Annotated in this window: 10 protein-coding genes; 5 read left to right on the plus strand and 5 right to left on the minus strand. The window is 70.6% G+C overall.

All coding sequences use genetic code 11. The features are described 5' to 3' along the window. Window positions 1-208: 208 nt before the first annotated feature. The gene (locus tag ACIRA5_RS49475; protein WP_403704132.1) at window positions 209-2,305 is read right to left on the minus strand and encodes an autotransporter; all 2,097 of its coding nucleotides are present in this window, start codon (window positions 2,303-2,305) and stop codon (window positions 209-211) included. Window positions 2,306-2,464: 159 nt separating this feature from the next. Between ACIRA5_RS49475 and ACIRA5_RS49480 the strand changes: the two genes are divergently transcribed. Beyond that, a complete protein-coding gene (locus tag ACIRA5_RS49480) occupies window positions 2,465-3,874 on the plus strand; it encodes an RICIN domain-containing protein (RefSeq protein WP_403704050.1) in 1,410 nt (469 codons plus the stop codon). Window positions 3,875-3,876: 2 nt separating this feature from the next. Here ACIRA5_RS49480 and ACIRA5_RS49485 read toward each other — a convergent pair whose 3' ends face one another. Beyond that, window positions 3,877-5,547 (minus strand): rhamnogalacturonan lyase B N-terminal domain-containing protein, encoded by a 1,671-nt coding sequence (locus ACIRA5_RS49485; RefSeq protein WP_403704053.1) that lies wholly within the window; start codon window positions 5,545-5,547, stop codon window positions 3,877-3,879. A 189-nt stretch (window positions 5,548-5,736) separates the two neighbouring features. On the opposite strand from ACIRA5_RS49485, the gene ACIRA5_RS49490 reads away from it, so the two are divergent. Beyond that, window positions 5,737-6,780, plus strand: coding sequence for a rhamnogalacturonan acetylesterase (locus ACIRA5_RS49490; protein ID WP_403704056.1), 1,044 nt, complete (start codon window positions 5,737-5,739; stop codon window positions 6,778-6,780). Between the two features lie 78 nt (window positions 6,781-6,858). After that, window positions 6,859-8,571, plus strand: a complete 1,713-nt coding sequence (locus ACIRA5_RS49495; RefSeq protein WP_403704059.1) for a DUF2264 domain-containing protein — start codon at window positions 6,859-6,861, stop codon at window positions 8,569-8,571. On the opposite strand, the gene ACIRA5_RS49500 is transcribed toward ACIRA5_RS49495, so the two are convergent. After that, complete coding sequence (locus tag ACIRA5_RS49500; protein ID WP_403704062.1) at window positions 8,516-9,916, minus strand: hypothetical protein; 1,401 nt, start codon at window positions 9,914-9,916, stop codon at window positions 8,516-8,518. The two genes, ACIRA5_RS49495 and ACIRA5_RS49500, sit on opposite strands and share 56 nt — an antisense overlap. 151 nt (window positions 9,917-10,067) lie before the next feature. Here ACIRA5_RS49500 and ACIRA5_RS49505 point away from each other — a divergent pair, with 151 nt between their 5' ends. Further along, window positions 10,068-10,844: an isocitrate lyase/phosphoenolpyruvate mutase family protein gene (locus ACIRA5_RS49505; RefSeq protein ID WP_403704135.1), complete on the plus strand. Its 777-nt coding sequence runs from the start codon at window positions 10,068-10,070 to the stop codon at window positions 10,842-10,844. A 245-nt stretch (window positions 10,845-11,089) separates the two neighbouring features. Continuing rightward, on the plus strand, window positions 11,090-11,599 hold the full coding sequence (locus ACIRA5_RS49510; RefSeq protein ID WP_403704065.1) for a CAP domain-containing protein: 510 nt from the start codon (window positions 11,090-11,092) through the stop codon (window positions 11,597-11,599). On the opposite strand, the gene ACIRA5_RS49515 is transcribed toward ACIRA5_RS49510, so the two are convergent. After that, window positions 11,570-12,436, minus strand: coding sequence for an alpha/beta hydrolase (locus ACIRA5_RS49515; RefSeq protein ID WP_403704068.1), 867 nt, complete (start codon window positions 12,434-12,436; stop codon window positions 11,570-11,572). The genes ACIRA5_RS49510 and ACIRA5_RS49515 overlap by 30 nt on opposite strands. Next, window positions 12,429-13,034, minus strand: coding sequence for a TetR/AcrR family transcriptional regulator (locus tag ACIRA5_RS49520; protein WP_403704071.1), 606 nt, complete (start codon window positions 13,032-13,034; stop codon window positions 12,429-12,431). Before ACIRA5_RS49520 ends, ACIRA5_RS49515 begins: the two co-directional genes overlap by 8 nt. Between the last annotated feature and the right edge of the window lie 137 nt (window positions 13,035-13,171).

Genomic DNA, 13,171 nt, shown 5'->3' on the forward strand with positions numbered 1-13,171 from the left:
CCGTCTTCGAACCCCTCGTCCACCACCTCAAGAACGGTGTCACCGACGGCGTGTGGCGTGTCACGGTCGGTGATCGCTCCGTCGTCCTGAAGGTGCTCACCCGGGGCAAGGACACCGGCGGCGCCCGGGATGCGTCCGACGGCCCCCGACACCGTCCGGGACCTGACGGAACTCGCGGAGCGCGGGGTGACCGTCGTCCGCCCATGACTCACCGGGAGGCAGCGTGCCGTCGTCCGCCTCGTCGCCGTGACCGCCCCCGCCGGACCACCGGCACGGCGAGCGCGGCCAGCAGCGGTGCGAGCAGCAGCGGCCACCACGCGTTCGCGTTCTCGCTCTCGCCGACGGCGGTGGAGTTCCGCACGGACGCAGCGCCGGACGGGGCGGGGGACGGGGCCGCGGTGCGGTGCTTCGGTACGGCCTTCAGGGTGACGTCGTTGCCGTCGCCCCCGCGATAGCTGATCCGGTACGTGGTGTCGGCGAGCGCGACCGTGGCGCCCTCGCGCAGGCCGGAGAAGGCGCCGGTCGTCCTCGCCCGGCCGGTGTGGTCGAGCACCCTGATCTCGCGGGCGGGGCCGGTCCCGGCGGCCGACAGGTCGAGGTCCCCGGCCAGCCGGACCGCGCCCGTCACCTTCAGGGGCTTGTCGCGCAGGACCAGCGTGCCCTTCGCGCCCTGCGTGTAGTCGCCGGTCACCGTGAGGGCGCCCGCGACCTCGCCGTCGTTGACGACCGTGCCCCGTACCGTGCCCTTGCCGCTGAGGGACGTGGACACCCGAAGTCCCGCCGTCCGCACGTCCAGCCGCGCACCGGCCGAGGTGAGCCGGATCGCCTTGCTGTGCGCGAGTGTGGCGCCGGAGGCCAGGGCGAGCGTGCCCCTGGTGACCGTCGTCGGGCCCGTGTACGACACCTCGCCGCCCGTCAGGGTCGTCGTCGCGGCGCCCGACTGGGTGAGCCCGCCGACGCCGTCGACACGGGACAGCGACAGGGGAGTTGAGGTGTTGCGGACGATCAGCGTGCCGTCGTCGACGATCCGCCTGCGCTCGGTGCCGGTCAGCAGCGAGCCGTCACCGCCCCGCGCGCCCGAGCCCAGCCGCAGCACGGCGCCCTTCTCGATGGTCGTCGACCCGTCGTAGTACTGCTGTGCCGCGAAGGTCACGTCGTTGCCGGGCGTCCCCTTGATCACGACGTCCCCGGCGCCGGGCGCGGCGAGTGTGTCGTGGTACCGGCCGCCGCCGATGGGCGCGCCCAGGGTGACGGGACCGTCGTAGGCGAAGGTCAGCCGGGACCGGACGCCGCTCGCCCTGTGCAGATTGACGTAGACGGTGTCCTTCGTCCCCGGCATGAAGATCTTGTGGGTGGTTCCGTCGCCCCACTGGACGTCCGCACCCTCGATATTGGTACCGCGCTTGTTCAACTGATGAGGAATGGAACGCCAGTTGATGCCCGGGTCGCTCAACGACGGGTCGGTGTCGCCGCCCTGGTCGCTGTAGCCGTACTGGCCGGTGAGCACGACCTTGCTGCCGGGCCGCGAGTGGACGTTGACGTCGCTGCCGTACGCGCGCTGGTAGAAGTTCTGGCGCAGGGTGATCGTCTGGTGCAGCGGGGTGTCGATGATCCAGGAGCCCTGGTTGAGAATGGCGCGGGCGTTCGGGAGTGCCACCGGGTACTCGGGGCGGCCCACTGCCATGCCGGTGCCGTTGTCGATCACTCCGGAGAAGGGGTGGGTGCCCGCCAGGTCGAGGGTGCCCCACATGGTGCGCGGCTGGGTGACCAGGCCCGAGCCGCTGATGGTGCCGATGTTGAAGGTGCGGGTGAGGGAGAGGCGCAGGGTGCCGTCGACGCGCACGTTGAGCTGGTTCAGCCGGTAGCCGGGCGTGTTGTAGGGGAAGTGGCCGATCAGACCGGTGCCGCCGCCGGTGCCGTACTGGAGGGTGGCACCCCGCTCGACGGTGATCGCGGGCGGGTCGGGGTTGCTCACGGTGGTGTACGGGTGGTTGCCGCCCTGGGTGGTCACCTTCTGCCGCTGCCGGGCCGCCGGGAGCGTGAAGTCGCTGTCCTTGGCGAGGATCAGCGTGCCGCCGCCGCGCACGGTGAGGGTGCCCCGGCCACGGAACACCCCGTCGTACGTCGTCGTGCCGGACGGCACGGTGACCACCGTGTCGCCGGTGAGCGTGACGTCCCGGTCCGCGAGGACGTCGGCGGTGGCGTCACGCCCGCCGGCGGCCGCGGCGGTGGGGGCGCCGAGTGTGAGGGCGACCGTGGCGAGGGCCCCGGCGACGGCTGCTGTCTTGTGGGTATGGCTGCGCACGTCATCGGAGACGTACGCGGACGGCGGCGATAACAGAAATCTCGCGTCCATCTTTGTCACGCGCGACCCGTTGACCTTCCCGTAACACACCCTTACCTTTTCGGCGTTCGTAATGACAGATGCCGTACGAAATCTCGACCCCCCTCCGAGAGGCGTCCGATGAGACGTGTGTACGCAATCCTTGTCGCCCTGTGCTGTGCGTTCGCCGCGGCACTGGCGACCGCAGGACCGGCCCAGGCGGCGGCCCAGACCCTCACCAACGGCACCCAGTTCACTGACACTTCGGGCAACGCCGTGCACGCGCACGGCGGCGGGGTGATCAAGGTCGGCGGCTACTACTACTGGTTCGGCGAGGACCGCAACGCCGACAACACCTTCAAGTACGTGGACGCCTACCGCTCCACCGACCTGAAGAACTGGGAGTTCCGCAATCACGTACTGACCCAGTCCAGCGCCTCCGAGCTGGGCACCGCCTACATCGAGCGGCCGAAGGTCATCTACAACGCGTCCACCGGCAAGTTCGTCATGTGGATGCACAAGGAGAACGGCGTCGACTACAGCCAGGCGCGCGCCGCCGTCGCCGTCTCGGACACGGTCGACGGGAACTACACCTACCAGGGCAGCTTCCAGCCGCTCGGCCAGTACATGTCCCGTGACATCACGACCTTCGTCGACACGGACGGCACCGGCTACATGGTGTCGGCGGCCCGCGAGAACTACGACCTGCAGATATACAAGCTCACCGCCGACTACACGGGCATCGACAGCCTGGTCGCCAACCCGTGGGTGGGCGGCCACCGCGAGGCACCGGCGCTGTTCAAGCGGGGCGGCGTCTACTTCATGCTGACCTCGGCGGCCACGGGCTGGAACGCCAACCAGCAGCAGTACGCCACCGCGACCAGCCTCGCCGGCCCCTGGACCGCGATGACCAACGTCGGCGACTCGACGACCTACAACTCGCAGACCGCGTACGTCCTTCCGGTCCAGGGGACTTCGGGTACCTCGTACCTGTACATGGGCGACCGGTGGGGCAACTCCTTCGGCGGCACCGTCAACGACTCGCGTTACGTCTGGCTGCCGTTGACCTTCCCGACCTCCACCTCGATGTCCATGTCCTGGTATCCGGAGGTCTCGGTCGACACCACCGCCGGCACGGTCACCGGGACGAGCGCCACGTACAACACCCTCGTCGGCCGGTCCAGCGCCAAGTGCGCGGACGTTCCCAGCCAGTCGCTGTGGCAGGGCGTCGCGATCAGCCAGTACACCTGCAACAGCGGCACCAACCAGAGGTGGTGGTTCAAGGACCTGGGCACCGGCTACTACGAACTCATGGGCCGGAGCAGCTCCCTGTGCCTCCAGGAGAACTCCGCCAGTGTCACCCAGGAGAACTGCACCGGCGCCACCGCCCAGCAGTGGAGCCTGACCACGTCCGGCAGCTACGTGCTCGTCAAGGCCCGGGCGAGCGGCGAGTGCCTGGACGTGTCCGGCGCGTCCACCGCCAACTCCGCCGCGATCATCACGTACACCTGCAACGGAGGAACCAACCAGCAGTGGACGCGCGGAACATGACGTCAGGTCAGTAGGTCGACGGCGTCGATGGAGGTGCCCGCGCTGAGGAAGGAGGTCGACCCCGAGCCGCTCGCCACGTAGATCTTCAGCGTGTTGTACGCACTGGTGTCCGCCAGCCAGGCGGACGCGGGAACGCTGTAGGTGAACGTGTAGTTGTTGCCCCGGTAGGAGCCCACGGTCAGCGACCGGGTGCTCGGCTGGGTGGGCGGTGAGGGGACGGCCGAGGTCCAGGTGTCGTTGACCACGATCTGCGGGCGGCCGTTCGCGTAGGCCGTGGTCACGCCGATGCGCAGGGTGTGCGCGGCGGCGGCCTGGGCGGCGGTCAGCTTGAAGTACACGATGATGCCGCTGTTGACGTCCTTCCACAGATAGCAGGGGAACGCCGAGGTCTCGGTGCCGCTGCCGATGACCACGTTGCCGGTCCAGGACGCGGCCCGCACGTCCGACGGATGCGCGTACGTCATCAGGTCCGCGTTCTTGAAACCGCTCGGCGTGCCGTCCCAGGTGCCGATCCGCCAGATCGCGCTCGCGTGGGACGGGTCGTTGGAGGTGGGGATCGCGATGCTGTTCAGCGCCGTGGTCCCGCCCGCCGTGACCGTCACCGACGACGAGTACACGGCGAGTTCGCCCTTGAAGACCGTGAGGGTGTACGACCCCGGGAGCACGCCCGCGATCGAGAAGTAGCCGTCCGAGGCACGCGCCGAACCCCAGTACTGCGCTGCCGAGTTGGCGAGCCCGACCGTGTACGCGTACGCCGTGTCGCGCCCCGAGATGCCCACGCCCGCGACCCGGCCCCGGCCGCTCGCGGCCGTGTACCCGGAGATGCCGAGCGAGTCCGCCCAGGAGGTGGTGAGGTTTCCCGCGTACAGCGCGGAGGAGGGCGCGCCGCCGTCCGTGAAGGCGATGACGTACGGACCCTGGAGGCCGAAGCGCTCCGACTCCGTCTGGTTCTCGCCGTAGTACAGGATCTCGTACAGCCCGCCGCCGTCCGCGCTCTGGTGCCGCAGCAGGGAGCGGTAGAACGGGCCGCCGGAGGCTTTCTCGTGGTTGCTGCGCACGATCCACAGACCGGCGCTTCCGGTGGTCCAGCCGAGGTAGTTGTAGTCGATGACCCGGAGCTTCGCGTAGTGCTTCGAGCGGGTCTGACCGTCGGACTTCGCGAACACGTCCGCGGACTCGATGGTGGTGGGCGCGTACGTGTAGGAGTCCGGCTCGTCGTTGAGGAACAGGCCCGCCTTGACGCGCACGATGTAACGGGTGGCGCTGACCGACGTGTCGGCCTTGTTGGTCCACAGATAGACGTTGTTCTCGCCGCTGCGGGCCGCGTAGTAGTGCAGAAGCGTGCCGTGCGCGACGGAGACGAGGATCGTCGAACCGGACTGCGTGATGGTCACGGTGGAGGTGCCGAGGCCGGACTCGACGTGCGAGTTCTTGCCGCCGTAGCCCTGGTACTCGGTGCCGCGGTAGACGAGCGAGGTCAGGTCGCCGTTGGTCTTGCTGACCTTGAAGACGAGGTTCGCGCCGGTGTCGACGACGTAGTTCGAGCCGTCGTCCGTGTAACCGAAGCTCGCGGCGGCGGCCGTCGGGGTGAGGGCCGTCGCGCTCACGGCCGCCGCGGTCGTACCGAGGACGAAGGTGCGGCGTCCGAGGGATCTGTCGGTGGATCCGGACATGGGGGTGCCTCCTTCGGAGGTGGGGGTGTGCGGGTGTCCGGAAGACTGACAGTTGAATCGATTTCGCGAAAGGGCTTTCGCTGCTTGGGAGTTGGCAATCATGTGAAAACACGCCGGACACTAGAAAGCGCTTACGGAGAGCGGTACGGTCCTGCCGCCAGGTCTTGTCGTCCTGTTGGAGGAGCCGCAATGAGACGTTTCATCCCAGGCGTGGCCGTGCTGGCCGCTGCCACCGCGCTGTCGGTCACGCCCGCGCAGGCGCACGGAGGGCCCCGCGCCCTGGGCCTGGAGAACTGCACCGCGACCGCCTGCCACTTCGACGTCGCGCCCGGCACGTACGACGTGCGCGTACGGCTCGGCGGGCAGGCCGCGGCGAGCACGAGCGTCAGCGGTGAGACGCGCCGCGCGCTGCTGCCCGAGACCGTCACGGCGGCCGGGAAGCCCGTGACCCGCAGCTTCACGGTGAACGTCCGCACCCCCGAGGGTGAGCCGACCGGCCCTGACGGCACCCCGGGCCTGGATCTGATCCTCGGCGGCTCCGCGCCCGCGCTGGCCGACATCCGGGTGACCCCGGCCGCCCTGCGCACCCGTCAGATCTTCCTGGTCGGCGACTCCACCGTCTGTGACCAGTCCGGCGACCCCTACACCGGCTGGGGCCAGCAGCTGCCCCAGTACCTCCGCAAGGGCGTCTCGGTCGCCAACTACGCGGACTCCGGGGAGAGCACGGTCACCTACCTCGAGAACCCCGCGCTCTTCCCGACCGTCCAGCCGCTCATCCGGCGCCACGACCTGGTCCTCATCCAGCTCGCGCACAACGACAAGACGACCGATGAGCCGACGTACCGCGCGAACCTGGAGACCCTGGTCGCCGGGGTCCGCGCGCGGGGCGGCGACCCGGTCCTGGTCACCCCCATCGTCCGCCGCTGGTTCAACGCGGACGGCACCCTGAACAACGACACCGCGCTGCTGGTCAACGGCCTCGGCGTGAACCACCCGGCTGTCATCCGCTCGGTCGCCGCCGCCGAGCACGTGCCCCTCATCGACCTGACGGCCAAGACCAAGGCCCTCGTGGAGTCGCTGGGCGTCGAGGGCTCCAAGGCGATCTACCTCTACAACGAGAAGCGGGACAACACACACACCTCCGTGCACGGCGCCACGGTCTACGCGGGCCTCGTCCGCGACGAACTCCTCGCCCAGCATCTGGTGCCCGAGCGCCAGGTGAGGGTGGGATGAACTCCTGGGGCGTCCCGTCCGGAACCGGGGCGCCCCAGGTACCACCCGACCGAGCCGCACCACCACGGAGCGCCACTGATGCCCGACGAGGACCGCACCCTCAGCCCGTACACCGGCTACACCCGCGCCCACTGGGAGGCGGCGGCCGACTCCCTGCTCGCCGCGGTCGCCCCGTACGCGACCGAGAACGGCTCCCTCTACCACCTCCCCGGTGCGCACACGAGCTGGTCGGGCCGGCTCTCCGACGGCCTGGAGGGTTACGCCCGCACCCTGCTCCTGGCCGCCTTCCGCCGCGACGAGAAGGCCCTGGAGCGGTACGCCGACGGACTCGCCGCCGGTACGGCCGGCGTCTGGCCACGCGTCGAGGACCGCAGCCAGCCCCTCGTCGAGGCCGCCTCGATCGCCCTCGCCCTGCGGCTCACCCGGCCGCTGCTGTGGGACCGCCTGGACGACGGTGTGCGACAGCGGGCCGCGGCCTGGCTCGGCGACGCGCTGACGGCCGAACCCTGGGCCTGCAACTGGGAGTTGTTCCCGGTGACCGTCGGCGGCTTCCTGGCGGAGATCGGCCACGAGCCCGAGGCGTCGCGGGCCGCGATCGACCGGGGCCTGGAGCGGATCGAGGAGTGGTACGTCGGCGACGGCTGGTACACCGACGGCCCCGGGCGCGCCTTCGACTACTACAACGGCTGGGCGATGCACCTGTATCCGGTGCTGCACGCGTGGCTCGCGGACGACACCCGGCTCCTCGACCTGTACGGCGGCCGGCTCTCCCGCCATCTCACCGACTACGCACGGCTGTTCGGCGGCGACGGCGCCCCGATGCGCCAGGGCCGCTCCCTCACCTACCGCTTCGCGACGACCGCCCCGCTGTGGCTCGGCGCCCTCACCGGCCGTACGCCGCTGTCTCCGGGCGAGACCCGACGCCTGGCGTCCGGCGCCCTGCGCCACTTCCTCGACCGGGGCGCGGTCGACGACCGTGGCCTGCTCACCCTCGGCTGGCACGGCCCCGACGAGACGGTCCTGCAGGGCTATTCGGGCCCGGCCTCCCCCTACTGGGCGAGCAAGGCCTTCGTCGGCCTGCTCCTCCCACCGGACCACGAGGTGTGGACGGCGCGGGAGGAGCCGGGCCCGACCGACCGCGCCGACGCCGTCACCCCCGTCGGACCCCCCAACTGGCTGCTCCAGACCACGACGTCGGACGGCCTGGTCCGACTCCACAACCACGGCAGCGAGGACGTCCGCTACGACCCCTACTACACGCGGCTCGCGTACTCGACCGCGACCGCGCCCTCGGCGTCGTACGACAACAGCGTGCTCGTCGGTGACGATCCGAGCCGGACGGACATCGAGCCGCTGGGCGCCGGGGACGGCTGGGCGGCGTCCCGGCACACGGGGGGTGGGGGAGCGCGGGTCGTGAACCTGGTCGTCGCGCGCGGAGCGGTGGAGGTGCGGGCCCACCTGGTGGCGGGAGCGGCACCGGGGACGCCGGTACGCGTCACAGGGTGGCCGGAGGACGACGGCGTGCACGCCGAACTCCTCCCCGCACACAACCTGTTGGACTCCGCCGGTGTCACGGGACCCGCCGCCACCCTCTTCGTCGCCCTCGCCCGGCTCACCGGAGAGCCGGACCCCCTGCCCCTCACGGAGTCGGTGTCCGTGGACGTGGAGGGGGAGGAGCAGGGGGAGTACGACGTGCGCGTGAGCTGGCCCTCGGGCCCCTCGACGTGCTTCCGGTTCAGGGCTTCAGACGGGCGACCTTCAGCGTCGTCGTGGTCGGTGAAGCCCCGGTGAGGGCGCTCGCGTAGGACGGGGTGACGGGGGCGTACGCCCAGGTCAGGGAGCCGTCCTTGAGGGTCGCGATATCACCGGAGATACGTGCCTGGACGACCTTGTCCGGCGTCTTGAGGGCGCCGTTCCAGTCGATCAGGCGCAGATGGGTGCCGGTGAAGGTGCCCGTGCAGGTGCCGGCCGAGCACTTGGCGTTCTTCAGGGACTCCCAGGAGACGAGGAGCCGGTCCTTGCCGTAGGGGGCTATGTGGACGTTGACGTTCTCGGTGCCGGCGGCGCTGGTGAGGCGGACCGGCTTGCCCGCCGGGGTGGTGCGGTTCTTGAGGAAGGCGACCGTCACCTGGTGGGTCGACGTCTTCGGCTTCACCGTCCAGCCGCGCCCGCTCGCGTCGGCCGGGTTCTTGGCCGCGGACGCGGCGCCCCGGGAGGCGAAGGCGGTGGCGTACCGGCCCGTCGAGGACTTCACCAGGTCGCCGGTACGGCCCGCGAACGTGCCGCCGCAGTAGCCCGCCCAGCACTGCTCGCGCTGCACGGCGGGCGCGTTGTCGGGGGCGCCGATGCCGGTCGAGACGAACAGGCCCGAGCGCCAGTCGTCGAAGCACAGGGAGGTGAACGCGCCCGTCGTCTCCGCGTGCAGCGCGATGCCCTCGTTGTGGCTGCACCCCCAGCTCCAGCCGCCCGTCAGTTTCGCGCCCTTGGCGCTGACGTAGCTCAGCTTGTCGCCGAAGTGGCCGTCCGCGAAGCCGCCCGCGCCGTGCACGACGAAGTACGTGCCGTACTTGGTGCCGTTCCAGGTGAGCTGGCCGTCCAGCAGCGGGGCCGTGTCGTGCGAGGCGGTCCCCGTGAGCTTCGTACGGAAGGCCTGGGTGCCGTTCTTGTAGCGGACGAGGGCCGCCGCCGTCTCCTTCCACTTGTTGGTGTCGGAGACGCGGGTCAGCAGCGCGAAGCCGTCGTTGTGCGCGACCAGGCCGCCGACCTCCTTGGCGCCCTTGACGACCGTGTCGGCGCCGGAGCGCTTCCCGGCCGCCGTCAGCGGGGTGACGTGGACGCCGTCGGACGCGGGCCAGGCCACGCGCAGGGTGCCGTTCGGGGCGACGGCGGTCGCGGTGCGCGTCCACTCGCGGGCGTTGTTGTATCCCGCGGACAGGTACGGGAACCTGGCGGCCAGGTTCACCGTGGTGTTCGTGACGGCCGCGAGTTGCGGGGCGGCGGCCGTCGTGGTCGTCGTCGGCGTGGCGGTCGCGTACCAGGCACCGGCCAGGACACCGACGGCCCCGAGTCCGGCCGCCAGCGGCTTACGGGCCACGTGGCGGCGGCGGTGCGATGTGGTGGGTCTTGCGTTGGTCATGCCGGGTGGTCGCCGCCGCGCGGCGAAAGGTTGCCGCGCTTCTCGGCGCGCGGTGGACGGATACGGTTCGGCGGGCGCCGAAGGATCGCGCGCTTAGCGTTGCCGGTACGAGCGACTTCCCCGGGAGGCCGACATGACGTGGAAGGCCGACATGACCGCGACTCCCTTCGCCGCGCTCCACCACGCCGACGCGCCCCTCCTGCTGCCCAACGCCTGGGACCACGCCTCGGCCGCGCTCCTTGCCGCTCAGGGTTTCGCGGCGATCGGCACGACGAGTCTCGGTGTCGCCGCGGCGGCCGGACTGCCGGACGGGGCCGCGGCGACCCGGGAACCGACCGTGCGGCTCGCGCGGCAGCTCGGCACCGGCCCGTACCTGCTGTCCGTCGACGCCGAGGACGGATACGCCCAGGACCCGTCCGAGGTGGCGGAGTTGGCGAGCGAACTGGCTGCCGCCGGGGCGGTGGGGATCAACCTGGAGGACGGCCTCGGCCCCGCCGACCTGCACGCGGCGAAGATCGCGGCGGTCAAGGCAGCCGTACCGGACCTCTTCGTCAACGCCCGCACCGACACCCACTGGCTCGGCGACGGCGCGGACGAGCGGGAGACCGTCAGCCGTCTCGACGCCTACCAACAGGCGGGCGCCGACGGCGTGTTCGTCCCCGGACTGACCGACCCGGCCCGCGTCACCGTCCTGCTCAAGACCCTCGACGTACCGCTGAACATCCTCTACTCACCCGCGGGCCCGCCCGTCTCCCACCTCGCCGACCTCGGCGTACGCAGGATCAGCCTGGGCTCGTACCTCTACCGGCGGGCCCTGGGCGCGGCGCTGGACGCGATGGCGGACATCCGCTCCGGCCGCCCGCCGCGGGGCACCGCGCCGACGTACGACGAGGTACAGGCACTGAGCACGCACGACCGCACATCCTAGGCCTGCTCAGGCTTCGTGATCCGCCCGCAGGCCAACCGACTCGTGAGCCCGCGTGGTGGGGCTTAGTGTGGATGTTGTACGAGGAGGCGTTGTCATGCCCCTCACCCGAGCGGCGAAAGAGGCCGCGGGCTGGTGACGGCCAAGGGCGGGGAGGGTGCCGTCACGTTCCTCGCGTCGCGTCGCACGCGATGTCGTCGCACGCGATGTCGGGGAGCTGCCGACCGCCCCTGACGAAAGGGAATCCCGTGCGAACCAAGAGCAATCGAATACGTCGTGTCTGCGTTGCCGCGTGTGCGGCCCCTCTGCTGGTGCTCTCCGGAGCGGCCGCCGCAGGCGCCGCGGCGACGGCCACCGTGCCCGCTTCCGTGCCGCGCGCCCCGCAGACCTCGCCCGGCGAGATTCTGCAACTGGTAAACGCCGAACGCGCCAAGGTCAACTGCCCCGCGCTCCACGAGAACGCGCAGCTGACCCACGCCGCCAAGGTCTTCGCGGACGACGCCGACAAGAACAACATCACAACGCACACAGGCTCCGACGGCTCCTCGCCCCAGCAGCGCATCAAGGACGCCGGCTACAACGCGGGGCCGTCAGCGGAGAACATGTCCTGGGGAGACACCAGCGCCAAGCAGGTCGTCGACGGCTGGATGAACAGCACCAAGGGCCACAAGGAGAACATCCTCAACTGCTCGTTCAAGGACACCGGCGTTGCCGTCAGCGGAAAGTACTCAGTACAGCTTTTCGCGGCGCCTAGTTGATCCCTCCCTCCGCCGGGCGACTCGGAGTGCCTCGGTCAGCCGGTCCGCGAAGGTGACGGGGTGCTGGAGGACTCCGAGGTGACCGCCGGGGAACTCGACGAAGTCACCGCCGCTGAGCTCGGCGAGCAAGGCGGCGGTGCGGAAGGGGAGTTGGCCCCGGGAGTCGCTTCCGGCACCGAGCGTCAGCCGGGAGGACAGACCCTTCAGGGCGTCCAGGTCCAGGGCATGGGAGGTGAAGGGGCGCAGGACGTGGCCGAGGAAGATGTCCATGGGCGTGTTCTGCGCCCCTTGGGAGTCCGGCGTGCTCCGTGTGTTCTCGCCGCCGTCGGCGGCAGCAGACGCGGGGCGTGGACCGGGCTCCCAACTCCGGCCCTCCAGACCGGCGCTGAGCCGGGCCGTGGCCGCCGCCACCCCCTCCGTACGGTGGATCTCGTACACCTCTGTGATCATCGCGTGCTGCCGGGCCGAGTCCGGCAGCACACCGATGCTCGGCGGCTCGTGCGCGACCACGCGCCGCAGCCGCTCCGGGTACCGGGCCAGCAGGTCGAGGGCGACGATCCCACCGGAGCTGCTCCCGAAGACGCAGGCGGACTCGCCGTCCGGGAGGAGGGAGTCCAGCAGCTGGTGGGCGCGGTCGCTCCACACCTCCACTCGCTGGTCTTCGACCGGCCCGTCGAGCGGGCCGCGGGACAGCCCGAGCGGGTCGTACGTCACCACGGTGAACCGCTCGGAAAGGCGCGCGACGGCGCCGTCCAGCCCCATGGGGTGACCGGCCCCGCCGGGAATGACCAGCAGCAGGGGCCCGCTGCCGCACACGTCGTAGTGTCCGTCACGCATGGTCTTCTTCCTTCTCTTCGGTCTGCTGCTCGCTCCGTGGCCAGTGCTCCAGGGCCGTGTGCAGGCCGTCGAGGGCTCGCTCCCACGAGGTCTGCACGTCCCTGGCGGCGTGAAAGCCGCCGATCGCCTCCAGAGCGCAGAAACCGTGGAAGGTGCTGCGCAACAGCCGTACGGCGTCGGTGAGGTCCGGCTCGGACAGGCCGTACGCGTGGAGCATGCCGTAGGTGATCTCGGCGGTACGCCGGAACGCGTCGGACGCAGCGCCGACGGCGGGGTCGACCGGGGTGTGCGTGGCGGCGTAGCGGCCGGGGTGCGCGAGCGCGTACGTCCGGTAGGCGCCCGCGAAGGCGACGAGCGCGTCCTTGCCGGCCCGTCCGGCGATCGCGATCGCGATCCCGTCGATCATCTCGCCCGAGGCCAGCAGCGCGACCCGCGTCCGCAGATCCTGCAAGTTCTTGACGTGCGAGTACAGGCTCGCGTCCTTCACCCCGAACCGGCGCGCCAACGCGGACAGGGTGACGTTCTCGAACCCGACCTCGTCGGCGAGATCGGCCGCGGCCTCGACGACACGGTCGGCCGTGAGCCCGGCACGGGCCATGGGGACCACCTCTGGAGCACTCGCTTGTCTGATGTGCCTCGCCTGATTGCCTAGGACTCCTAGGTAAAGACCTAATATACACAGGCATGTGGGGAGTGAGAGGCTGTGGCGGACCGGGGAGGACGTAGTGGTGCGGG

It is taken from the genome of Streptomyces sp. NPDC096311, assembly GCF_044763085.1.
Taxonomy (GTDB): domain Bacteria; phylum Actinomycetota; class Actinomycetes; order Streptomycetales; family Streptomycetaceae; genus Streptomyces.